The sequence below is a fragment of the Brevibacillus humidisoli genome, assembly GCF_020923435.1.
Lineage (GTDB): Bacteria > Bacillota > Bacilli > Brevibacillales > Brevibacillaceae > Brevibacillus_E > Brevibacillus_E humidisoli.
Window position 1 is genome coordinate 1,971,911 of record NZ_CP087263.1, and the last position, 21,800, is coordinate 1,993,710.

Annotated in this window: 23 protein-coding genes; 1 reads left to right on the forward strand and 22 read right to left on the reverse strand. The window is 52.1% G+C overall.

Annotated features, from left to right (window positions below):
* Nucleotides 1–13: 13 nt before the first annotated feature.
* The 13 genes from LOK74_RS09710 to LOK74_RS09770 all read right to left on the reverse strand — a co-directional run bounded on the left by LOK74_RS09710 (nt 14) and on the right by LOK74_RS09770 (nt 13,814).
* Complete coding sequence (locus LOK74_RS09710; RefSeq protein ID WP_230046436.1) at nt 14–922, reverse strand: ComEC/Rec2 family competence protein; 909 nt, start codon at nt 920–922, stop codon at nt 14–16.
* 42 nt (nt 923–964) lie between these two features.
* Nucleotides 965–3,856 carry an ATP-dependent DNA helicase DinG gene (gene dinG, locus LOK74_RS09715; RefSeq protein ID WP_230046437.1) on the reverse strand — a complete coding sequence of 964 codons (2,892 nt, stop codon included), beginning with the start codon at nt 3,854–3,856 and terminating at the stop codon, nt 965–967.
* Nucleotides 3,857–3,951: 95 nt separating this feature from the next.
* The gene (locus LOK74_RS09720; protein ID WP_230046438.1) at nt 3,952–5,463 is read right to left on the reverse strand and encodes a tetratricopeptide repeat protein; all 1,512 of its coding nucleotides are present in this window, start codon (nt 5,461–5,463) and stop codon (nt 3,952–3,954) included.
* Nucleotides 5,464–5,681: 218 nt separating this feature from the next.
* Nucleotides 5,682–6,065: an aspartate 1-decarboxylase gene (panD, locus tag LOK74_RS09725; protein WP_230046439.1), complete on the reverse strand. Its 384-nt coding sequence runs from the start codon at nt 6,063–6,065 to the stop codon at nt 5,682–5,684.
* Nucleotides 6,066–6,087: 22 nt separating this feature from the next.
* Nucleotides 6,088–6,942, reverse strand: coding sequence for a pantoate--beta-alanine ligase (panC, locus tag LOK74_RS09730; protein WP_230046440.1), 855 nt, complete (start codon nt 6,940–6,942; stop codon nt 6,088–6,090).
* Nucleotides 6,939–7,793, reverse strand: a complete 855-nt coding sequence (panB, locus tag LOK74_RS09735; protein WP_230046441.1) for a 3-methyl-2-oxobutanoate hydroxymethyltransferase — start codon at nt 7,791–7,793, stop codon at nt 6,939–6,941. The genes panC and panB overlap by 4 nt, the downstream gene beginning before the upstream one ends.
* A gap of 275 nt (nt 7,794–8,068) precedes the next feature.
* Complete coding sequence (locus LOK74_RS09740) at nt 8,069–9,052, reverse strand: biotin--[acetyl-CoA-carboxylase] ligase (protein ID WP_230046442.1); 984 nt, start codon at nt 9,050–9,052, stop codon at nt 8,069–8,071.
* Nucleotides 9,042–10,265 carry a CCA tRNA nucleotidyltransferase gene (locus LOK74_RS09745; RefSeq protein WP_230046443.1) on the reverse strand — a complete coding sequence of 408 codons (1,224 nt, stop codon included), beginning with the start codon at nt 10,263–10,265 and terminating at the stop codon, nt 9,042–9,044. The genes LOK74_RS09740 and LOK74_RS09745 overlap by 11 nt, the downstream gene beginning before the upstream one ends.
* Before the next feature lie 75 nt (nt 10,266–10,340).
* Nucleotides 10,341–11,471: an N-acetyl-alpha-D-glucosaminyl L-malate synthase BshA gene (gene bshA, locus LOK74_RS09750; protein WP_230046444.1), complete on the reverse strand. Its 1,131-nt coding sequence runs from the start codon at nt 11,469–11,471 to the stop codon at nt 10,341–10,343.
* Nucleotides 11,472–11,508: 37 nt separating this feature from the next.
* Nucleotides 11,509–12,207: a bacillithiol biosynthesis deacetylase BshB1 gene (gene bshB1, locus LOK74_RS09755; protein WP_230046959.1), complete on the reverse strand. Its 699-nt coding sequence runs from the start codon at nt 12,205–12,207 to the stop codon at nt 11,509–11,511.
* Complete coding sequence (locus LOK74_RS09760; protein WP_230046445.1) at nt 12,204–12,611, reverse strand: methylglyoxal synthase; 408 nt, start codon at nt 12,609–12,611, stop codon at nt 12,204–12,206. The genes bshB1 and LOK74_RS09760 overlap by 4 nt, the downstream gene beginning before the upstream one ends.
* A 25-nt stretch (nt 12,612–12,636) precedes the next feature.
* Nucleotides 12,637–13,446 carry a 4-hydroxy-tetrahydrodipicolinate reductase gene (dapB, locus tag LOK74_RS09765; RefSeq protein WP_230046446.1) on the reverse strand — a complete coding sequence of 270 codons (810 nt, stop codon included), beginning with the start codon at nt 13,444–13,446 and terminating at the stop codon, nt 12,637–12,639.
* Nucleotides 13,447–13,454: 8 nt separating this feature from the next.
* Nucleotides 13,455–13,814 carry a nucleotide pyrophosphohydrolase gene (locus tag LOK74_RS09770; RefSeq protein WP_420908753.1) on the reverse strand — a complete coding sequence of 120 codons (360 nt, stop codon included), beginning with the start codon at nt 13,812–13,814 and terminating at the stop codon, nt 13,455–13,457.
* Nucleotides 13,815–13,996: 182 nt separating this feature from the next.
* On the opposite strand from LOK74_RS09770, the gene LOK74_RS09775 reads away from it, so the two are divergent.
* Nucleotides 13,997–14,860: a YitT family protein gene (locus tag LOK74_RS09775; RefSeq protein WP_230046448.1), complete on the forward strand. Its 864-nt coding sequence runs from the start codon at nt 13,997–13,999 to the stop codon at nt 14,858–14,860.
* Between the two features lie 182 nt (nt 14,861–15,042).
* Here LOK74_RS09775 and LOK74_RS09780 read toward each other — a convergent pair whose 3' ends face one another.
* The 9 genes from LOK74_RS09780 to LOK74_RS09820 form a co-directional block, all read right to left on the reverse strand.
* Nucleotides 15,043–15,852, reverse strand: a complete 810-nt coding sequence (locus LOK74_RS09780; protein ID WP_230046449.1) for a sporulation protein YpjB — start codon at nt 15,850–15,852, stop codon at nt 15,043–15,045.
* 50 nt (nt 15,853–15,902) lie between these two features.
* Entirely contained in the window at nt 15,903–16,505 is a 603-nt protein-coding gene (locus LOK74_RS09785; RefSeq protein WP_230046450.1) for a DUF1405 domain-containing protein, read from the reverse strand.
* Between the two features lie 148 nt (nt 16,506–16,653).
* Nucleotides 16,654–17,448, reverse strand: coding sequence for a menaquinol-cytochrome c reductase cytochrome b/c subunit (locus tag LOK74_RS09790; protein WP_230046451.1), 795 nt, complete (start codon nt 17,446–17,448; stop codon nt 16,654–16,656).
* 24 nt (nt 17,449–17,472) lie between these two features.
* Nucleotides 17,473–18,144, reverse strand: a complete 672-nt coding sequence (qcrB, locus tag LOK74_RS09795) for a menaquinol-cytochrome c reductase cytochrome b subunit (protein ID WP_230046452.1) — start codon at nt 18,142–18,144, stop codon at nt 17,473–17,475.
* Nucleotides 18,145–18,663: a QcrA and Rieske domain-containing protein gene (locus LOK74_RS09800; protein ID WP_230046453.1), complete on the reverse strand. Its 519-nt coding sequence runs from the start codon at nt 18,661–18,663 to the stop codon at nt 18,145–18,147.
* A 232-nt stretch (nt 18,664–18,895) separates the two neighbouring features.
* Nucleotides 18,896–19,315 (reverse strand): DUF2487 family protein, encoded by a 420-nt coding sequence (locus LOK74_RS09805; RefSeq protein WP_230046454.1) that lies wholly within the window; start codon nt 19,313–19,315, stop codon nt 18,896–18,898.
* Nucleotides 19,316–19,380: 65 nt separating this feature from the next.
* Entirely contained in the window at nt 19,381–19,590 is a 210-nt protein-coding gene (locus LOK74_RS09810; protein WP_230046455.1) for an IDEAL domain-containing protein, read from the reverse strand.
* A gap of 11 nt (nt 19,591–19,601) precedes the next feature.
* Nucleotides 19,602–20,717: a hypothetical protein gene (locus LOK74_RS09815; RefSeq protein ID WP_230046456.1), complete on the reverse strand. Its 1,116-nt coding sequence runs from the start codon at nt 20,715–20,717 to the stop codon at nt 19,602–19,604.
* A gap of 109 nt (nt 20,718–20,826) precedes the next feature.
* Nucleotides 20,827–21,774: a tetratricopeptide repeat protein gene (locus LOK74_RS09820; protein WP_230046457.1), complete on the reverse strand. Its 948-nt coding sequence runs from the start codon at nt 21,772–21,774 to the stop codon at nt 20,827–20,829.
* Nucleotides 21,775–21,800: the final 26 nt, after the last annotated feature.

Sequence of the window (21,800 nt, forward strand, 5' to 3'; positions counted from 1 at the left end):
TACGCATCCCTCCTCAGTCCTGCTTTTTCTTTTCCTTCAGGACTTTATAATCCTTCCCATTGGATAGAATCGTAATCGTTCCGTCCTGTCCTGTGATATACGTCTCAGCCCATGATTCGTCCAACCGCTCCACGATTTCCGCCTGACCACTGGTCATCTCGTCACGTGATTTGCCTGTTTGAATCACCGCAACCTGTGGGTCTATCTTGGTCAAAAACGGCTGTGAAGAAGCTTGGTTGCTTCCTTGATCGGCAACTTTCAACACCTGTGAGCGCAGCTCTGTTCCATGACGCTTCAACATACGGTCCTCCGCCTTCACACCGATCCCGCTCGGATAGAGAAAGTGCAGTTCACCCTGCCGCAATTGTACGACCAATGAATTATCCTGTGGAGAGAGAAAAAGGTGCTCGCTAGGGTGAAAGACCGTCAGGGAGATGTTTGTATCAAACGACAGCACGTCTCCCTCTGACAGCAGTTGCACTTTTTTCTCCTCATCAATCGGAATCACCCGGTGGATCGCATGAGCAATCAACTTCGGCAGAAGCACGGTATCGATCTGCAGGTTTTTGGCCAAAAAAGGATACCCTCCGCTGTAGGCCGGCAGATCATTGCTGATCAGCACGTAATCCAACTTGGTGACGTGACGTTCTTGCAGAAGTTTTAACAGGTTTTTCACATCATCGACACCGCCGGTATCGATCAACAGCTTCTTGCCGTTAGGAAAGCGGACCAGCGTACTTTCACCGCTAGACAGGTTAAAATAAGAGGTTATCATCCCCTCGAAGTCCCGCTCATCCTCACTTACGATCGGATCATCGACCTTTACCGCCTGTAATAAATGGCTGTCAATCGTACAACCGACGATCAAAAACAACAGAGATGCGACGAGCAGCAGACGATTCTTTACGCTACGCTTTCGCATTTTATTGTATCACCTAAATCCTGACTAGACTATTGCTTCATTTTATGAAAGTTCATCGGCTTGCATACCCTCCAGAAACGAAGCAATGCGGTCACGCAGTTTGACCCAGGCCCCGCTTTCGACACGATACGGGGGGAGCGAGGCGAGAAATGCTTTTCCATAACGCGACTCAACAATTCGGGAGTCAAACACGACGATCACCCCTCTGTCCGTGTGATGTCGGATTAGGCGCCCCAAGCCTTGTTTAAAGCGGATCACAGCATGAGGCAGCGACAAGGAGAGAAACGGATTTTTCTTCTCTTCTTTCGCCTTTTCAGAGCGCCCCTCCAGCAGTGGTTGATTGGGCGGTTGAAAGGGCAGACGGACGATGATCACACAGCTTAAGACATCGCCCGGGATGTCGACACCTTCCCAGAAGCTGCTGGTGCCAAGCAGCACCGATTTTTGCTGACGCTGAAACTTGCGAACCAGCTTGCTGCGGTTGTTGCTGTCGATGCCATGCCCCAGCAAATCATAGCCTTCCCCGTCCAGCGCCTCTTTCATCGCATCGTACACGCAGCGCAGCATGGTGTAGGAGGTAAAGAGGATCAGCGTACGTCCTTTGGCAGCGCGCACCACATCGACACAGCCCTGGATCACGGCGTCGAGATAAGTCTCCTCGGAATCTTTGCCCAGTGCCGGGAAGTCATCCGGCAAGAGGATCAGTCCCTGCTGCTCGTAGGCAAAAGGCGAGGGAAGCGTCAACGTACGGTAGCGCCCGCTCTCCTCCAATCCATGCCGTTCGATGTAGTAGCGAAAGCTGTTTTTTACCGTCAACGTAGCGGATGTAAGTGTAATGCTGCGCTTCTCGGCAAACAGTTTGCGAGCTAGTACGGATGAGACGTCTAGCGGCGCGGCAAACAGAGAGACATGTTTGCGCGGGGAGCGCGTTTCGATTTCCATCCAGAAAACATACTCTGGCGGTCCATCCAAAAGCAAAAAGTATAGCGTATCAGCAGCAGTCCGCAGATCGTCCACCAGACCTTCCGCATCGGTCAGCAAGCTCTTCAGCGCAAACGGGGTTGACTCTGCACGCTCTTTCACTAATGTCAGCAAGCGCTCCAGCTCCTGTCCCTGCGTGACAAGTGCTTGCACCAGTTGACGTGTATCGCTAAGCAGACGTTCTCCCTTGCCGACAAATGTATCCTGACGATAGCGAACAGTGGCCCGGCCTGCTTCCGTTTGTTCACCGCTGCGGCGGGCTGCCCAGTTGTACAGCCGACCCGACCACTGCTGCAGACTGTCTCGGCTGCTGGCTGAAAGCTGGCCCAACGAATGGAGATGATTATGTAGCTCAGTTGCCAGCATCGGTGTCGACTGAGCGACTTCCTCTACCAATCGATTAAGCAGATCATGCTCCTCTTTTGTTGACAGCCGATCCAATAGTTGATATAGGCGTGCTGTAGTGTATTGTGCCCCCAGATGCTGACTGGCCACCTCTTCCAGTTGATGAGCCTCATCCAGGATCGCCACATCATAGGTAGGAAGAATGCGGTTTTCCGCCTCCAAATCGTTGATCAAAAGGGCATGGTTGACAATCAGCAGATCTGCTTCCTTTGCTAGTTCCCTGGCCCGGAAATAATAGCAGCGGCTAAACCAGGGACAATGGCGATGCAGACAAGAATGGACATCGCTCTTTACCTGTTGCCAAAGCATACTGCCCACAGGAGAAAGACTTAGTTCTTCCACATCGCCCGTCTCGGTCTGGGTCAGCCAACTTACCAACTGTGCCTTGGTCAACTGTAGTTCATGCGTATCTGCCTCTGTCGTCTCGGCAAGCTGCTGCTCCATTTTTCGCAGACAAAGATAATTGCCGCGCCCCTTTAACAGGGAGGCGGTAAAAGAAAATGGCAGTGCCTGTTGCAGCACAGGCAGGTCCTTTTGGAACAATTGGTCTTGCAGATGGATTGTGTGAGTGCTGATCACTACCTGCTGATCGTGCCACTTGGACCAGAGGATGGCGGGTATGAGATAGCCCATTGTTTTTCCTGTTCCTGTACCCGCTTCGACAAGCAGGTGCTCCCCGTCGTTCATCGCTTCGTAGATTCCCCGGATCATCGCCTCCTGTGCTTGGCGTCGTTCATAACCAGGCTGTATCTGGGCGATCAGACCATCCTCAGCGAGCAATCGTTCCAAGAAGACGTCCAATTCAAAGGTTGACCGCTCAATTGCCTGCGGCTGCCGTTCCAGCTTTGACCGTGAGCGCAGGGCAAACTGACGGTAGATATCCCATCCATCCGCTTCAGGAGAGGCAGGTTCGTTTGGTTCCTGTTCAAGTGGATTCTCGGACAGTTTTTCCATTTCGATCGACCGCAGCAGTGCGCCGAGATCGGAGCGGAAGGAGGTGACCAGAATCTGCAGCCGTTGGATCGTAACCAGCGGCAGTTCGTGCAGGAACTGAAGCATTCGCAGAAACAGCTGTGCGGTCGCTAACGCATCGCTGTCTGCCTGATGGGGATGATCATGCTGAATATCAAAATCATCGGCTAACTCTACCAGTCGATAACTGCCTTGGGTTGGAAACAGAAAGCGTGCCAATTCTACCGTGTCCAGCACGTATCCATCAAACGTATAATAGCCCTGACTGAGCAGGGCCTCTTGCAAAAACGATAAGTCGAAGGACGCATTATGCGCGACAAAGGTGCGCTTATCGAGCAAACGCAACAACTGCGGCAGTACCTCCTCCAACGTCGGAGCATCTGCCACCATCTCATCGGTAATGCCTGTTAAAGAGGTTATCATCGGTGGAATCGGTCCACCGGGATGAACAAAAGTGGAAAAATGATCGGTAATGATCCCGTCGTCGATCGCTACCGCCCCTATCTGGATGATCTTGTCACCCTGTCTGGGTTGGTTTCCTGTCGTCTCAAAATCTATTACAATAAACCGCTTCAACTTGAACTTCACCCCAACACATATGACGCGTAGACCAGAAGATCAGAGAAATCACTCCCCTCAACTTTCGGCAAGAGACGACAAATTCCTGCTGCCTAATGAGGCAAGAGTGATCTTTGCGAACTCCACTCACGGTGTCCCAGCCTATCGGCACACAGCTTGAGGAAGAGCGGAACCTCCCAAAAGTCGTTTGTCGTCCTGTTAATTATCTGGAAGTGCTTTTCTGCCTGCCCCCATTCTTCACAAGCGATCCCGATCCGGCCCAAGTGATAGTGGCCCAGCGCACGCTCATAGCTGCTGTCTGATTGCAGCAGATGATGGGCCAACTGCCTCGCCTCAGACCACTCCTCCTGCTTGGTAAAGACCGTGATTAATCCGGACAGGGAGAGGGTGTGTTGATGATCATGCCGCAAGTTGGATTCAAATACCTTCTGCGCACAGCTCAGTTCCCCTTCAAAGAGCTCCATCCAACCGTAGCTGAACACAAAATCAAGATTGTCTGGGGCGAGAGCGATCGCCTTTTTCACCATCGGGATCGCCACTTTTGCTCCAGCCAGCAGCCAACTGTTCCAGGCCAATCCGTGCCAGACCCAGCCTTCGCGTGGCAGATGCTCCAGCAGGTAGCGATAGCATAACTGGGCACGCCTGATTTGTCCCGTCTTTTCACACATGTTCGCCATTTCCTGAAGGGCTTTGACATCCAATTGGCGGGAGGGAATCTTTAGTCCTGATGGCGGAATTCGTCTGCTTGCAGGATCTGTCTCGATCAAGAGTTTATAGGCACGGAGCCAGAGCACCTGGGCTTCCCAGTCGTCTTCGTCCTTTTCTAGATAGCTTTCAATGGTTTCAAGGGACTCCTGTGCCTCTCCTCCATGCAGGTAGCAAAGGGCCAGGTTAAATGTAGCTTCGGGATGGTCCGGCATCGTCTCCAAAGCCGCTTTGAAAGCCTGGCCTGCCTCCAGCCAGTGCTTCTCCTCCGCAATCATGCAGCCAATCGCGTTGTCACTGATCGCCTTTACTTTGGGGGAACTGGCCGTCCTGCTTAACAGGCGAAACTCTCTCATCGCCTCTTCCCGCTCCTGACAAAACAGCAAACTATATCCATAATACAGCCGCCCATTTTCCCAGTCAGGCGACTGTTTCAGCAGTTGTGCAAAATGATGCTTGGCATCATGAAACAAGCGTAGGTGGTAAAACCCTTCTCCCTTGCGAAACAGAAGGGCATAAGAAGGATAATCATCCTCTGGCTCATCCGAGAGAACCTGTTGAAGCTCTTCGGCTGCCGGTGAAACCTGATCCGTACCTTTTCCGGTGGTCACCGTCTTCTCTTCCTGCGGGTGCGCAGACAGCGCTTCCTTTACCAAGGATAATCCTGCTTGTGGTTCCGTACTCTCTCCATGCTGCTCTCGTGCTTTAACCTCTTTGATAACAGAGGATAGTCTCTCTTCCAGAGCAAGCCAAGCGTCGACGATGTGGTCACTCAACTGCCGCAGCCTTAACAGCTGCTCCGCCATTCTTCGCTTCTCCTGATCCTCAGCATCTGGCCAGTTTTGTTCAATTGTTGCGAGCTGCTCATGGAGCTGCTTGAACCACTCGTCGATCTGCATAAAAAAGCCACCCCTTGTGAACAGTGAGTACTCTCATTGTCTCACAAGCAGAGTGGCTCTATACAGAAGGTACTGTTGTCCGTTACGACAACAGGCTGACGATTTCTTGTGGTGAGAGATGGGAACTTTCCGTCTCCTCTGGTCAAAAAAATAGAGAGCCGGTGTTGCCGCCATACCGCTCGACGTTACGGTGGCTTCACTGGCTCTCTACGAGGGGGTTACGCCATGGTGGCGTGAATCTCTTCGCCCAACATTTGCGTAATCTTATTTTTTTCTCCCATGATTGCGATCCGCGGCTTGTGTTGCCGAGCTTCGTCCTCTGTCATCATCGCATACGAGATAATGATCACCGTATCTCCCGGCTGAACCAACCGTGCTGCAGCCCCGTTTAAGCAAATCATCCCACTCCCTGGCTCTCCCTCGATCACATATGTCTCGAAACGGGCCCCATTGTTGTTATTGACGATCTGCACCTTTTCATTGGGCAGGATATCAACAGCATCGAGAATCTCGCGGTCAATGGTAATGCTGCCTACGTAGTTCAAGTTGGCTTCCGTCACTTCTGCCCGGTGAATCTTCGCCTTCATCATCGTCCGAAACATCGTCTGCCTCCTCCCTTTCTCCTTATTTCACCGTTGTAATCAGGTTGTCAATCAATCTGGTACGGCCAAAACGGACGGCAAGTGCAATCAGGATCTGATCCCCCACAACTAACTCTGTGGCCTCCTTCAGGTGCGGATAGTGCATCACCTCGACGTACTCAATCTGCGCCAACGATTCGGCGGCAATCGTCCGTGTCAGCTGATCCTGAATCACCGCTGCCTGCCGCTCTCCTGCTGCGAGCAGTTGTTCTGCCTGCTGCAAACTGCGATAGAGTACAGTTGCTTGTGACCGTTCTTCCTCCGTTAAGTAAACATTGCGTGAACTCATCGCCAATCCGTCTGGTTCCCGAACCGTCGGGCATGGCACAATATCCACTGGAATCGATAAATCCTTCACCAACTGTTGAATCACCGCTAACTGCTGCGCATCTTTTTGACCGAAGAAAGCGGCATCCGGCTGTACGATTTGAAACAGTTTGCTCACCACGGTAGCCACCCCGTCAAAGTGACCGGGACGGGTACGACCGCAGAGTGGCTGCGACACGTGGGCAACCGATACAGTTGTCAAAACCTCATGCGGGTACATTTCCTCGACAGATGGCGTAAAAAGCAGATCAACTCCAACTGCTTCGGCGTGTTTCCGATCCCGCTCGATATCGCGTGGATAACGGTTGAAATCTTCATTCGGTCCAAATTGCAGCGGATTGACAAAGATACTCATCACGACGAAATCACACTGCTGCCGAGCGGCTTCCACCAGCTTGAGATGACCGTCGTGCAAATATCCCATCGTCGGCACAAATCCGATGCGCTTGCCCGCACGACGAGCTTGCCTGACAAACGAACGCAGATCTACTATGGTCTCCACTTGATTCATGATGTAACTCCTTTTCCGTACAGATAGCTGACCGTCTCCTCGGAGGCCGTAAATCCATGTTCATCAGACGGGAATTGTCCGGTTTTCACCTCATAGACGTAGGTAGATACGGCTTCTTGGATCTGGGAACCGACATCAGCATAGCGTTTGACGAACTTCGGCTTGATCTGTGAAGCGTAGGACAGGATGTCGTGAAAAACCAGCACCTGTCCGTCACAACCAGCTCCGGCCCCGATGCCAATAACAGGTATCGCGACACTCTCCCTGATTTTGGCTGCTACTTCTGTCGGAACGCACTCCAGCACCAGGGCGAAGGCGCCCGCTTCCTCCAGCTCTTGCGCATCTCTGAGCAAGCGACCTGCCGCCTCCACGTCTTTTCCCTGTACTTTGTAGCCGCCCAGTTGATAGACAGATTGGGGAGTCAGACCGATATGGCCCATCACCGGGATACCTGCCTGTACACATCGTTTCACGACGGGAGTGATCTCTGCGCCGCCTTCCATCTTAACTGCCTTGGCCAGACCTTCCTGCAGCAGACGGCCTGCGTTCTTCACACCTTCTTCAACTGAACCGTGATAGCTGAGAAACGGCAGATCAGCTACCACCAAGGCATGTTTCGCGGCACGGGTGACGGCTTTGGTATGATGAAGCATGTCCTCCATCGTCACAGGTATCGTTGATTCATAGCCGAGCACGACCATCCCAAGCGAATCACCTACCAAAATAACATCAACACCCGCCTCGTCAGCAAGCTTCGCCGATGGGTAATCGTACGCGGTAATCATGGCAATTGGCTGCCCTTCCTGCTTTTGCTTGCGCAAGTCGGCCGTCGTCACTGGTTTTTTTGTCATCTCCGTCCCCTCTTCCGTGCTCTCCCACCCGCAATGCGAGATAAACCGCCCATCCTGCATATAGAAAAGACCTTCCCGCTACGAGAAGGTCTGTTTCGATCCATACGAAAGATGTCGGTCCCCTATCGGAATGACCCGACAAATACGGAATTCCTTCTGTCTCGGTCCTTACAGGCTCAGAGCAGATTTTAGTTGGTTAACGCAAAAGAAAAACATAACTTGTGAGTGCTGTTCACATGGATACAGCCTCATCCATCACCAGTATACCAGAGCGCCTACTGGTTTGCACCCTGTTCAATGTCGGCAGAATACACTTTATGCTGGACACCCTTCGCATCTTCCACAATCAAAATGCCATCCGCATCAAGCCCAACGGCCCTGCCTTCGATCGTCTCATTGAGCGTGCGCACGGTCAGCTGCTTCCCAAGGGTTACAGAGTAAGCTTCCCATCTCGCCCGAATCGGCTCAAACCCCAGCCGGAGGTACTCCCGATACAGCTGTTCAAACTCGGTGCAAAAGGTTTGAATCAAGGAGGCTCGTCTCACTTTGCGGCCGGCCTCTATCCTCAGAGAGGTGGCAATCGTCCTCAACTCCGGTGGGTATTCTTCCACCAGCGTATTCACATTTACACCGATTCCGATGATTAGATAGTTGATCCGATCCGATTCCGCATTTAATTCGGTCAGGATCCCGCACACCTTTTTGCCATGGATCAAAATGTCATTGGGCCACTTGATATCTGCTTCCAGGCCTGCCTCCATCTTGATTGTTCTGGCCATCGCCACTGCGGTCAGCAGCGTGATCTGTGGAGCACGCGGCAGGGATATGTCGGGCTTTACGATCAGACTCATCCAGATACCTGCATGTTTGGGCGAGTGCCAGGGGCGCCCTAGTCTTCCTTTGCCGCCTGTCTGCTGCTCGGCAATCACAAGCGTTCCTTCCCCTGCCCCTTGCCCCGCCGCCTCGTGGGCCAATAGCTGTGTGGAGACGACCGTATCGTATGTGTAGACCGTCTGCCCGATCACATCGGTTTCAAGCCCGACTGTGATTTCCTCCGGAGCGATCCGATCCGGTGCCGACAACAATCGATAGCCCGATCGCCGCACCGCTTCAAACTGGTAGCCTTCCTGCCTCAACTCTTCAATGTGTTTCCAAACGGCCGTTCGGGAACAGTTGCAAAGCTCACTTAGCCGCTCACCTGAGATGAACTCCTCTGGATGCTCCCGGAACGCTTTTAGTATCTGCAGTTTAATGTTCATGTTTTTCTAACTCCTTCTTCGCAGCCTGCAGCAGCTCCTCGCGCCTATTAGGTAGTCCGTGCAAGGCCGTCTGCTCTAGTAGATAGCTCAGAATTCGGCCGATCCAGTCACCAGGCTTGCGTGCAAAGGCCTGCTGCAAATCTTTCCCTGACACGGCCAGCTCTTTCAGTGAGGTAACCGGGAGAGCGGCATGTGTGTCAATCAACGACTGCGAGACGCTCCGATCACGGTTGTTCCACCAGATCGCCTGCAGCAGCATATCTAATCCGATACAGACCTCCCACCCATCGCTCAACAGCAGCGGTCCCCAATTGATCGGCTTAGGCCGATCCCATTGCGGAGACAGGGAAAAAAGCAGCTCAGCATAGCGGCTTATCCCATTTTGCTCCCGTTTGGACATACGCAAAATCGATGTAAGCTCACAGACCTGCTCCAGTTGAAAGTCAGCGGCAAAACAGAGGAAGCTCCATTTGTGCAGATAGGAACCGAGACGCGCTGCCCGCCAGATCTCTTGCCTGGATCGTTGAAACACTTCTGCCAATAGCGGGTACGACTGCAGCAGGCCAGTCGAGACAAGGATTTCACAGCCGATCTGCGGATGGTCGCTGTCGAGAAGTTTGGTCAGTTCCTCACGGATTCTCTCTGCTGCGATGTGGCTCAGCAGCGGTGCCGTCTGTTCCATCGCACGCAAGGTAGCCGATTCAATGGCAAAACCCAACTGTGCAGCAAATCGGGCACCTCTAAGCGGCCGCAGGGCATCTTCCTGAAACCGGGACACGGCATCTCCAACGGCTCGGATGAGGCGTTCGTTTAAGTCATTATGCCCGGCGTACGGATCAACCAGACGGTCATGGCGATCCATTGCCATCGCGTTGATTGTAAAATCGCGTCTCGACAAATCTGTGGCGAGATCAGATACAAACTGTACCTGCAAAGGACGGCGGTACGCCTCGTATTCTGCCTCCAAACGGTAAGTGGTTACCTCAAACAGATAGGGTCCCTGCTTCACGGAGACAGTTCCATGCTTCAGCCCGGTTGGTACGTGTTCGGGAAACAATCTCATCACGTCATCTGGAAGGGCATTGGTGCAGATGTCGATGTCGTGAACCGACCTTCCCAATAGCCAGTCTCGTACACAGCCACCGACAAAGTAGGCTTCAAAGCCATTTTGTTCAAGGCGTTCCAGGACTGGTATGGCCTGCTGTTTGAGCACCAGACACTCGCCCCCTTATGCTTGGTTACTCCCATCTCAAAAGATGTGTTGCAGACGGATATACAGCCGTCCTCTCTACCGTGTCTGACGGTGATCTAGCAGCCGACGGTACAGACTCTCGTACTGACTGGCGATCGTTTCATGGCAGAATGTATGATTGGACCGTTCGACTGCCGCTCGGGAAAAACGCTGATATAGGTCATGGTCGGTCAGCAGATCTAGTGTTCGCCGTACCATGTGCGGCACATCGCCTACCTTGGCCAAGAAGCCGCATTCGGCATCAGCCACCACTTCCGGCAAACCGCCGGTTCGCGTGGCAATCACCGGTACACCACAGGCCATCGCTTCCAGAGCGACAAGTCCAAAGCTTTCTTTCTCGGAGGGGAGCAGCATCACGTCAGCCATCGAAATCACTTCTGCCACATCGTCTTGCTTGCCGAGAAAGAACACGTCCTCCTGAAGCTGACGATCGCACACCGTCCGCCGGATGTTGGCCAGCTCCGGCCCTTCCCCGATCAGCAGCAGCTTGGCCGGGATTTGTTCGCGAACCCCTGCAAACACATCGACCACATCGTGTACCCGTTTGACCGGACGGAAGTTGGAGATATGCATCAGCATCTTCTCGCCGTTGGGAGTAAATCGTTTTCTCATCTCTTCTACCTCACGGCGATAGTAACGCCGCTTATCAACAAAATTGTAGACTAGCTCGATCGGTTTCTCCACTTGCAGCAGTTTCTTTGTCTCCTGGATCAGATCATGGGAGACGGCGGTCACCATGTCGCTCTGCTCGATTCCAAAGCGGATCATCTCGCTTAGACTGGAATCGTAACCGAGAACCGTAATATCGGTTCCATGCAGTGTGGTCACAACCTGCAGAGAGTTGCCGACCATCTGCTTGGCCAAATAAGCGCAGAGGGCGTGCGGGACAGCATAATGAACATGCAATATATCCAGTTCTTCGTCGCGAGCCACCTGAGCCATCCGATTTGCAAGCGTCAGATCATAGGGAGGGTACTTGAATACGTCATAGTGATTTACTTCTACTTCATGATAAAACAGATTGGGATGAAAACTACCCAGGCGAAACGGCATACTGGAGGTGATGAAGTGAACGTGATGCCCTCGTTCGGCCAACAGCTTACCCAACTCCGTAGCCACGACTCCCGATCCTCCCAACGATGGATAACAGGTGATGCCGATCTTCATCGGAATCGTTCTTCCTTTCTTCTCCCATTTTGCGTCCTCATATCAGTGAACGCAGGGCTAGTGGAACCATACTGACAAATCCTTCAGCATAGGAAACCCCCGCCTGCTGTCCAAACAGCCGTTCACGTGCTTCCACCTGTTCCAGGTAACCGTTGTTCAGCGGGGTGCTGACACTGCCGTCTTCGCGTTCAAACTGACTTTTGTAACAGCGAAGCACTTCTGTTTTTTCTATGTATATGTCGCTGATATCGACGATAAAGCTGGGAGCTGTCGTCGTATTGATAAAGTAATAGTATACATGCTCCGGACGATAGGCCGGCAATTCCTGCTGACCCCTGTATTTGTGCACACCAGCGGAGAAGACCGCCTCCCGCACCAGGCGCGAAACGGACTCGTGATCGGGATGGCGGTCCTGCCAATAAGGAGCGAGTACGACTTTTGGTCTCGTTTGCCGGATCAGATCCACGATCAGGTCGTGGGCCAGCTGGCGAGATGACTCCAAACCGCGATCGGGCAAACCAAAGTTGGTCCGCAGGGCAAGCCCCAACAGACGGGAAGCTGCTGCCGCCTCTTCCTGCCGACGTTCCACGGTGCCATTAGACGACAGTTCAGCATAAGTCAGGTCGGCAATTCCCACCTGCTTCCCCTCTTTCCTGGCACGCAGCAACACACCGGCTGCACCGATCTCCACATCGTCGGGGTGAGCACCGAACGCGAGGATATCGAGGGAACTCAATTCTGTTCCTCGTGGACTATGTCTCTCCACGCCAATTCCCCTCTCTCCAAAGCCTTCAACAAGATTTCCGCTGTCCCCATATTGGTCGCAAAGGGAATCCGGTGAACGTCACACAGCCGCAGCAGGGCAATAATATCCGGCTCATGCGGCTGCGAGGTAAGCGGGTCGCGCAGAAAGATGATCAAATCCATCTCATTGCGGGCGACCATCGCACCAATCTGCTGATCCCCACCCAGCGGACCAGACAGAAAACGGGTTATCTCAAGCGACGTGCTTTCCATGATTCTGGTACCCGTAGTTCCAGTAGCGTACAGCTTATGCTGCTGGAGAATTGCTTCGTATGCAGTGGCTAGTTGGACCATTTCTTCTTTTTTGCGATCATGTGCGATTAGCGCAATTCTCATTCGTCTCTCCCCTCTCTGGTTCAAGTCAGTCCAACAAGTTCTCTAGTCCGTACACAAGAGAGTCCAGATTCATCACGGCTTTGATCGCCATGTTGACGCCAGGCATGAACGACTCTCGGTTGATCGAATCGTGACGGATCGACAGGGTTTGCCCGGTCGCGCCGAACAGTACTTCCTGATGAGCGACCAATCCCGGAAGCCGTACGCTGTGAATCCGGAAGCCATCGAAGCCGGCACCGCGGGCACCCTCGATACTCTCTGCCTCCTGCGGATGTCCCTGTGCAAACTGCTTGCGTGATGCAGCGATCATCTCTGCCGTTTTGATCGCCGTACCGCTGGGAGCATCTAATTTCTGATCGTGGTGCAGCTCAATAATCTCCACATGCGGCATGTACTTTGCGGCAGTGGCAGCAAACTTCATACAAAGGATCGCGCCAATCGCGAAGTTGGGCGCGATGATCGCCCCTACCTTCCGTTCCCGGCAGCGCTGCCCCAAATCAGCCATCTGCTCGGAGGTAAAACCGGTCGTGCCCACAACCGGCCGCACCCCGTACTCGATGGCCGTCTCCATGTGACGGTACACCGTGTGGGGGGTCGTGAAGTCGACCAAAACATCTGGACGATACGTCTCCAATGCCTCCGGCAACGAATTGAGAAACGGAACACCCAAAGGCTTACCACCTATCACTTCTCCTACATCGACGCCGTTCAGTTTTGAGTCGATCCCTGCGACAAAGGAGAGCGAATCGTCCGCTAGCAGCATCTTGACCACTTCTTGTCCCATTCTTCCCTTTGCTCCGGCAACGGCTACTTTGATCTTTTGTTGTGCTGTCATTTGTTCACCTACTCCTCTATCCGGGTCCAGCGATTTTTGTCACGAGTGTGGAACTTATGCATAATCCGATCAAACGCCTCCTGCAGATCGATACCCAGCGAGTTGGCAAAGCAGAGTACGATAAAAAACACGTCACCCAGTTCCTCTTCGACTGTCTTCGCTTCCTCGTCGCTTTTTTTAGGCTTCTCTCCATAGTAGTGATTGATCTCGCGGGCCAGTTCGCCCACTTCCTCTGTCATCCTGGCCATCATGGCCAATGGCGAGAAATATCCTTCCTTAAACTGTCCTATGTATTGATCCACTTCCTGCTGGATCTCTTGCAACGTCTTTCTTTCACTCACGAAGCGATATCCCCCCAGCTGCGTCATTTTTTCTTCTCCATCGTACATCAGTAGGCCTATTTTGCCAAATCATGATTCCAACAAAAGTGTATCACAGATTGGACAAGCGCAAAAACGTCCTATATAATGGCACTGGTATGATTTGAGCGGTTGTCATCTCCCGAACCGGGTGGTGCACGAATGTTGTGACAGGTAAGGAGCGAACAACGATGAACATGCGGCTAAAAAGCATTGTGGCGATCATCGTCGGCACAGCGATCATGGGATTTGGCATCAATGCCTTTAACATCCCGAACAACCTAGCAGAAGGCGGAATCACCGGCATCAGCATTATTATCAAGCTTCTCCTGCCCCAGGTAGATCAAGGGATTGTTTACTTTGCCTTAAATATCCCTCTTTTCTTCATCGGATGGAAAGTGCTGGGGCGAACCGCATTTCTCTACACCATCATCGGTACGATCTCACTGTCCGCCTTTCTTTCACTGTTCGATGTGCTGGTGACCCCCTCTGCGCTTGACGATACCCTGCTCGCTGCCCTCTATGCAGGTGTAACGGTCGGAGCAGGACTGGGGATCATTTTTCGCTTTGGGGGTACGACTGGCGGCGTCGATATCATCGCCCGCCTGCTGCAAAAGAGTGCCGGCATCAGCATGGGACGCACCCTGTTTTTCGGTGATATGCTTGTGATCGGCGCCTCACTGATCTATCTCAGTTTGGAAAGCGCCATGTACACACTGGTAGCGGTATTTATTGCAGCCAGAGTGATTGACTTTTTCCAGGAGGGTGCGTACGCCGGCAAAGCCCTCACTATCATCTCCGACAAAACATCGGAAATCACCAAACAAATCCTTGATTTGGGGCGTGGGGTCACGATGCTGTCCGGCAGAGGGGCCTTTACGGGAGGCACCAAAGACGTCGTCTATTGTGTGGTCAGCCGCAATGAAGTTGTCCGGATGAAACATGTGATACAAGAGATTGACCCGCACGCCTTTGTCGTGGTAAACGATGTCCATGAAGTGTTGGGCGAAGGATTCACATTTGATGAAAACAGACAACCGTTGCGAGAGGAGTAACCAACGCCTTGCGAGGTCGTACCTGTGAGCCATCAGAGAAAATCTGCATCGATTCTTAAAAAATAAAGATACCCTCTTGTCACTGAAGTGCACCAGGAGGGTATCTTTATTTTTTTATACAACGCAACAACTATATGATCATTTAGTCTGGCTTTCTGTTGAGTAGTTCCGTAGACGTGAACTTATCCCTTCACCTCTGCCAAGTACTTTCTCCAGCCTACATAAGTAAGTGGCAGCATGACGACGATCGCAATGGTCATTATGATCGTCAGCGGTGATCCTGGCATCCAAGGCCCACCCGCTGCACTTCTTTCTTCACCAACGAAAACCGATTGCATCACCACTGACAATTCTCGCAAGGAGTCGCGAATCACCTGCCAATCCGGCGACTCGTTTCTCATCTCTCGAATGATCAGCTCATAGGCAGCGTCGATAGCCGACATCTCCTGCTCATCTACCTGGATGCTCATCGCAGGACGAATCGCCAGATACAGATAGTATTGCTCGTCAAACTGCGCACGGAATTCTGTCAGATCCCGCTCCACAACTGCCTGCATCAGGTTTTGCAACTGATTGGTGAAGGAGGGATAATAGTTTTTCCAGATCGGCTGATGTTCATGATGCAGTGCATCAATCGCAATTCTCACCTGCGTCGCGTGCCACAGCAGCCTCTCTTCACTGACGCGTGGAGAAACAAACGTCTGCTTGGCTGCAAGAATCGATTGGGTCACCGCATTTAAACTTTCGATCCGGATGGTTACGGGAAGGGTAAGATTGGGAAAGAGTTCGGCAATTTTTGCGATGTGTTGGCGAGAGCGTTCGATGTCTCCCTGCTTGGTTGCCTGAAAAAAGTCTTCTGCCAACTGGTCCAATTGGTGTAAATGATGCTGCTCTGGTTCCTTCTCCAGTTGTCCGGCGAAGTAAGTGATAGGCCAAGCCAGCATTAATCCAATCAGCAGCAGAAAGAGCAGCAGCGCCACGTTCTTGTTCAACTCGGATAACCTCCTCTCCCATAGTACAGCCTATGGAGAGGAGGACAAGATTAGACCTTGAATCGATTTGTCTTCATGTTTAGATACCAGATGAGAGAGATGGAGATTAAGCTGAGCAGTACTGTGCATAAACCGACAACCCCGGTATAGGGAACCAGTTCATCAGGCAACCAGGGATGGATATCCATGACATAGTCGAGAAAATCGTTGTTCAGCGTCCACAAGGCGGCAACCCCTACCGGCAGCCAACTCAGCTTGTAAAAGCGGGAATAAAGCAGTGACTCGACCGCCATTCCGGCATGGGACAGCATCAACATGATGTCAGTCCCTCCCACTTCGTTCCCCAGTGTCCAACCAGCAACAATCACGGCGACCGCCCATACGCCATATTTGAAGTTCGTAATCGCAGCCAGTGCTTCCAGTATCGGGATCTGCCTGCCGATAATATACGTAAACAGCACAAGGGTAAACAGCCCGCTGCCCGTAGGACTATCTGGTACGAATATTCGAAAGAAAGCCGGATGGGTATCGGCCAGTTGATGATGATACCAGTAAAATCCGTAGATGGTTCCCAGCAGATTGACGATAAACAGCGTCCAGAGGAACCACGACTTGCCTAGCGAGTCGCGAAACCACTCCCATATCCATCTCATCTCATCGTCTCCTGTTTCTGTACAACCTTCACTTTTTCCATCGTTGGTGCGCCTCGTTCCTTTCCCAATCCTTCATTCATACAATAGAAAGGGAGCCTGAAAAGGAAAAGCTGACCGAGTTGTCAGCCAGCTTTCCCCTATGGTTTGCCTACTTCAGACTTGCCATGTATTCGGTCAGTTCCTTAATCGTTTGTTCGTCCGTAATCAAGCCACCTGGCATACCTGGCGGCTTCCCGTTCTTGATAATCTCCGCAAGTTCTTCGGCCGAGTACTTCTCACCGATCTTTTGCAGATTGGGCCCCATGCCGCCCTCCATATTGCCTCCGTGACAGCCAATACAGCTTTGCTGAGCTGTCCAGATATCTTCGGCTGTGAAGCCCGGATCAGCCTCCTCGGCAGGAGCAGGTGCGGGTGCAGCACCGTGTGAGCCTCCTCCAGCTTGGCTTGGATGGTTTCGATTATGCTCATCCATCGCAGCCCATGTCAGGTAAAAGAGTGACACTAGAGAAAGAAGCATAAGTCCGGAGGCGACTGGCCTGCGGATCGGGCGCCGTTCCTTCCCAGCATCCAACCATGGTGCCAGAAACAGTGCACCGAACGCGATTCCCGGAATGATGACTGTACCCAAAACAACCCAGTCACCAGCAGCCCACGGATACTTCAAGAGTTGATACAGAAACAAGAAGTACCAGTCCGGCAGCGGTACGAACGATGTATCGTTCGGGTTCGCCTTCGCCGTCAACGGAGATTCATGCGAAACCGTCAGGACGAGGAACCCGACCAAACCTACGGCTGCTACCATCCACTCTTTCAGCAGGAAGTTCGGCCAAAACGGTTCCGATTTTCCCGGAAAGTCGGAGTAAGACGGAGCAACATTCGGGATGCGCTTCGCAGGTACCCGAGAGTCTCCGACGAAGGTAGCATCTTTATCGTGTTTTGCCATGCTAATTCCTCCTTATCGAAGACATCATAGTGGTCCAGAGATACCCTGACGACGAATCATGATAAAGTGGGCACCCAGCAGACCGAGCAAACCTGCAGGCAGGAAGAAGACGTGAATCGCAAAGAATCGCGCCAAAGTCTGGGCACCAACGATATCGCCACCGGTCAGCAGCGTTTTTAAGTAAGGACCAACGACTGGCACGGTCTGGGCAATCTCCAAACCTACCTTGGTTGCGAAGTATGCCGTATTGTCCCACGGCAACAGGTAGCCGGTAAAGCCCAATCCCAACATCACGAAGAAGATGAGCATTCCGACAACCCAGTTCATCTCACGCGGCTTTTTGTACGAGCCGGTGAAGAACACCCGCAGCGTGTGCAGGAACATCATGACGATTACCAAGCTTGCTCCCCAGTGGTGCATGCCGCGCACGATGTTTCCGAACGCTACTTCGTTCTGCAAGTATTTTACTGACTCATAAGCGTTATTGATATCTGGAACATAGTACATAGTCAAAAACATTCCAGATAAGATTTGAATAACGGTAATAAAGAACGTCAAACCCCCAAAACAATAGACGAACGCGGAAAAGTGGTGTGCCGGGTTCACGTGCTCTGGAACTTCGTGGTCCGCCAAATCACGCCACATCGGGGTGAGATTCAGGCGCTCGTCGACCCAATCGTACATCTTGTGCATCATCTATTCTTCCACCCCCGGTCGTGGATTCGGTATGATTTTCCCCAGATAAAGCTTGCCGTCTTTAATTTCTGTTTCGTACATGTCCAGCGATTTGGTCGGCGGCGTGCCAAGTACGTGCTCACCATCGATTTTGTAGCGCCCCATGTGGCAAGGACAGAAGTACTCGTTCGGATAGTCGGCACTCGTGTTCCAGTCTACGGTACAGCCAAGGTGCTTACAGATCGGCGAGAGCGCCAAAATCGTGCCGTCGTCCAGTTTGCGCACCCACGCGGCCAATGTGGATTCAGACTCATACCAACCGTCTTTGGTATGTACTTTAAATTCCACACGTTTTGGTTCTGTTCCAAACTCGTCCACGCTTCCTACCGCTACTTTATCTCCACCGCCCGCCACTTTCAGCATCGGGTCAATTGCAAACCGTACCATCGGGGTGATCATGCCTGCAGCAAGGAAACCGCCAGTCCCCATCAAGGCGTAGTTAAGGAATGTACGTCTGGAAATTTCCTGTTTGTCACTCAACCTGTCTTCCCCTCCTTATCCTGTAAAATGACGTAACAATGGTACTGCATACGTCTCCTTACACTAGGTCAAACCAATAATAGCTAACCCCTTTTTAGATGTCAAGAATGTCCACAGGGCGAGCCCCGTTGCAAACGGGGGAAAAAACGAGATTGTTGAGATTTTGTCAAAAATGGCGTCGGGTACTAGTAGTATGGCCAAAAGAAAAAGCTTCTATCTGCCAAACCACGCCCTATCCCAACGATCGCCATGATTCGATAATCGCTTCATGCAATACGTCAACCGCCGCTTGGAAGCGAAGCGGGTCGGCCAGATCCTCCTCCCAAACTGATAAGGTGTGTACGACAGATGCATCCCGATCATATTCGTAGATCCACTCATCGCCGGCAAAGCGAAGGATAACGTAGACGGGAAAACCAGCTGGCAAAAAAAACACGTTGCGGCCTTCCCCCTGATAAGTGAGCGGTAACTGCAGTACCCTGCCCTTCAATCTCTGCTCCACAGCAAGGGCTGCATTTGCCAGTGCGGTCATCCGTTCAACATGCCGGGGCACGGCCAGTTCCTGCCGATACAAATAAAGAGGGAGCAGTGCGGTATCAACGTAAGACCGCAACTCCTCCCAGTTGTTCAGTTGCTCGCTTGTCCACTGCATGCCAGATCCCCTTTTTCAAACGATCAGTCTGGATCTAGCTTACCACGGTCGGAGAGGACTGGCAATCATCCCGTCTCTGACTGTTCATATGTCATGATTTCGCGCAGCTCGGCCGTCAATCGTAAAAAGGACTCCTTGTTCTTCATTGCCAGAGCCTGGTCAATCTCCTCATACAGTGCTTTTTTGCGAAGCGACCTCATTTCCCGATCAATCGCAATCTCCGACAGCAGCCCAGCCAATACGTTTTGTTGTTGCATGTAATTCGGCCTTTCCATTTGTTCATCCCTCACTTTAACAGAATCGTGGTTTCTGCAAAACCATTAAACTCTCGCATCCAAGATCGACAAGCGTAGGTTGCAGCATAACACCATTCATTGTCCACCTGTGCTACTTTTAGCAGGCCCAGATGAACCATCATCTTTAAGATTCGATTATGTAAGATGCTGATCGAGTCATCGTAGTAAAACGGCTTGATAAAAGGCTGCAGGATCTCACGCAGTTCACACTGGGTGATCCAACTGCTGCCGGCCATTAAGGGGATCAGTTGAACCAGCATAGGCAGGTTGGGAATCGCTCGCTTGTACAGACGCATCCAAAAGCGGATCAAATCATGGTACGTCTCATCGGAATAGCTGCCGACCAGCCACTCTCCCCCTCGCCCGGTGATCGATACCTGGCCCGTCAGTTCCTCGATCCATCCCTGATAGAAGCAGAAATCATACAAGAGAGAAAAACGGTCGGGGTACTGGTCAAAATGGAGGCCGTAGCCAAAACGCCATTTCTCTTTGCTGATTGGCTCTTCCTTGATGTGAAAGAGGCGAAGCAACTGCAGCTGGTAGCGTTTATACATGCCGCCATCCGTGGTGAGCGGGATCGGTGCTTTCTCCAGGAACTGCAGGAACAAATAGATATCGTCGCAAGCAGCCGTCCCTTCGTCACGATAGGCTTTCGGCTCAGGTAAGGATTCAGTGTTGTCTCCTCGCCTTGATTCCAGCCAGACTCTCACATACGGCTCCCTCAGGTCAATCGGTGCCTGGAACTCCCCGCTCTGAGCCCCTTTCACCGGGAAGAGCCAGCCGCGTCGCAGTGCACTGGCGATCACTTTTCGTGGCTGCTCGTTTGACTTTTCCGCTGATCCTCCCAGTGCCAATCCAGCCTTGGCCAACAAATCTTCAAGTGTAAACGTGCTGCGCTTGTCCAGAAACAACAGCAGTAGGAAGTGAACCTCCTCTGGCGTCAAACGCTCTACTTCCGCCTGAATCGTCTGTCGCAAGCGCAAACTGCCAAGCAGGGTCGTGATCAATTCATTTTTGGAGTTGAGGTTGCACTCACACCCGTAATGTCCGGCAATCTGGTGCAACTGTCTAATATCCGTATAGACAAGAATTTCTGCCAGATTCATTTTGCGAATCCCTCAATCTTTCGCTTACTTTACTCTCATTCTTACCAAGATTCGCCAACCTAAAACAAATAGGAAGCTGCAGGTTGCAGCTTCCTGTTGAGAAGACGTTTCATATATCCGTCTCTTCTTCCGACAGATCCCATTGATCGTGCAGGTTTTGATACTCTCTGGCCTCTTCATAGCGGCCTGCTTGTTGGAGCAGCGCCACCAAACGGCGTATCTGATCGGTGTCAAAGCCGGACAAGCTGACATACTGCTTAAGTGCCGTTATCGCCTTCTCCGTCTGACCGGATGCAAGCGCGATATCCGCAAGCAAGGGATAGGCGGTAACATATTCCTCATCGAGCACAAGCAGTTTCTCAATATGTCCTTCTGCCTCCACCAACCTGCCCAGGTGGAAAGCCATCATGCCGCAGCCAAACAGGATCTCTGGCGATTGATCCCGTTCGAGCGCCTGCCGGTACAGGTCGTATGCGGCTTCAAAATCACCACTCTGAGCCAGTGTCCTCGCTCTCGTCACCAAGGAGGAGAGATCGGGATGATCTACCTGCTGGAGGTATGCGACAGCATCGCTGTTACGTCCCAAGCGCGAGTATAATTCGCTTAAAGCGACCAGCAGCTGTTGGTTATCCGGCTCCAGCCTGCGGGCCTGTTCCACGTATTTTACTGCCACTTCATCAAGACCTTGCAGCGCGTACAAATCACCGAGCAAAAGGTATATCCGAGCCTCTTCAAATCCCTCTTCCATCAAACTGTACAACATCGCCTGTGCCTCGTCGAATTGTTCTTCGTCCAGAGCGATCTCAGCGAGCAGAAGCTCTGTCTCCATCCTGATCTCCGACCTCTCTGGCACCGAGCCCATCACCATTCGAGATACTTCTTTGGCTTGTTCAAGATGCCCCAACTGATACCAGACATCGGCCAGATACAGCATCACTTCCGGAATCGCTTTTCCGTGTTCCTGCACCTTTCTCAAGACTGTTAGTCCCAGTTCGAGCTCATCTTCTTTGATTTTGGCAACGCCCTCATCGATCACTTGCAGCCACTTTTTGTGCAATGATTAACACCTCTGTTCCGGTTTCG